This is a genomic window from Amaricoccus sp. W119 (assembly GCF_047275745.1).
Classification (GTDB): domain Bacteria; phylum Pseudomonadota; class Alphaproteobacteria; order Rhodobacterales; family Rhodobacteraceae; genus Amaricoccus.
This window is the reverse complement of record NZ_JBKQWU010000173.1, coordinates 1-1,302: the sequence shown is the minus strand read 5'-3', so window position 1 is coordinate 1,302 and position 1,302 is coordinate 1. Positions and strand designations below refer to the sequence as shown.

Here is a 1,302-nt window from a genome sequence, read left to right as displayed (position 1 = left end):
GATCGTGCCCCATCTGGTGGTGTAGCTCACGGCGGGCCTCGCGCTCATCAGCGGGCCGAGCAGGTCAGTCGCGCTGCGCGGCAGGCAGGCTGACGGTGAGATCATCGCAGACGGGCGCGAGCGTTTCCAGCGTGAGATAGCGACCGCGCTGAACGGTCCATTCCTCGGTCTGCTCCATGAGGATTGCACCAACGAGCCGCCGGATCGCGGCCTCGTTCGGAAAGATCCCCACGACGTCGGTGCGCCGTTTGATCTCGCCGTTCAGACGTTCGATCGGATTCGTCGAATGTAATTTTGCTCGGTGCTGCTGAGGAAAGGTCATGTAGGCGAGCACGTCCTCCTCGGCCGTGTCCATGAGCGTGGCGAGCTTCGGCACCTTGCCGCGCACCTGGTCGGCGACCAGGCGCCACTGGGCCTTGGCGGCCGCGTGGTCGGGCTGGGCGAAGGCGGTGGCGATGAAGGCCGACACCACGCGGCGGCTGTTCTTGCCGGCATGGGCCAGCGCGTTTCTCTGAAAATGCACGCGGCAGCGCTGCCAGGTCGTGGAGGACAGCACGCGCGCCGTGGCGGCCTTGATGCCTTCGTGGGCGTCGCTGATCACCAGCTTCACGCCGGCCAGGCCTCGACGAACGAGATCGCGCAGGAATTCGATCCAGAAGGGCTCGGCTTCCGAGGCGCCGATCGCCATGCCGAGAACCTCGCGCCGGCCATCCATGTTGACGCCCACGGCGAGCGTGACCGCGACGCTGACGATGCGGCCGCCCTGTCGCACTTTGAGGTAGGTGGCATCGATCCACAAATAGGGCCATTCGCCCTCGATCGGGCGGGTCAGGAAGGCGTCCACCCTCTCGTCGATTTCCTCGCAGAGCCGGCTGACATGGCTCTTGGAGATGCCAGTACCGCCCATGGCCTGCACGAGGTCATCCATGGCCCGCGTCGAGACGCCATGGACATAAGCCTCCTGGATCACGGCGGTCAGCGCTTTCTCGACGGACCGACGCGGTTCAAGAAACGAGGGGAAATAGGAGCCGGTCCGCAGGCGGGGAATGCGAAGCTCGACGCTGCCGGCCCGCGTCTGCCAGTCCCGGTCGCGATAGCCGTTGCGCCGCGCCAGCCGGTCGGAAGACTTCTCGCCATAGTCCGCGCCGGTCTTCGCGCCCACCTCGAGCTCCATCAGGCGCTCGGCGGCGAAGCCGATCATTTCGCGCAACAGGTCGGCATCGGCGCTCTTTTCCACCAGAGCGCGCAGGTCCATCATAGGCTTGGTCATCGGGGGCATGCCTCGGTTCAGGTTGGCGGTTG

1 protein-coding gene is annotated in these 1,302 nt (G+C 66.1%); it reads right to left on the bottom strand.

The genetic code is table 11. From position 1 onward, the window contains the following. Positions 1-64 precede the first annotated feature (64 nt). Positions 65-1,270, bottom strand: coding sequence for an IS256 family transposase (locus ACLJK8_RS22765; protein ID WP_413152684.1), 1,206 nt, complete (start codon positions 1,268-1,270; stop codon positions 65-67). Between the last annotated feature and the right edge of the window lie 32 nt (positions 1,271-1,302).